We start from the raw sequence: 229 nt of genomic DNA on the forward strand, positions 1-229 counted from the left end.
CGGCACCAGTCTGCTGTTTGTGTGCCTGATTTTGCTGCTGCCGCTCTCCGCGCTGGTGATGCAACTGGCCCAGATGAGCTGGGCGCAGTACTGGGAGGTGATCACCAACCCGCAGGTGGTCGCGGCCTACAAAGTAACGCTGCTGTCGGCGTTTGTGGCATCGATTTTTAACGGCGTTTTCGGTCTGCTGATGGCGTGGATCCTAACCCGCTATCGCTTCCCAGGCCGC

The 229-nt window shown here is 59.8% G+C and carries 1 pseudogene; it reads left to right on the forward strand.

Annotated features, from left to right (window positions below):
- Positions 1-229: pseudogene (locus tag HMPREF0549_RS09670) on the forward strand (molybdate ABC transporter permease subunit); the annotation flags it as partial.

The sequence above is a fragment of the Limosilactobacillus vaginalis DSM 5837 = ATCC 49540 genome, from assembly GCF_000159435.1.
GTDB classification, from domain to species: Bacteria; Bacillota; Bacilli; order Lactobacillales; family Lactobacillaceae; genus Limosilactobacillus; species Limosilactobacillus vaginalis.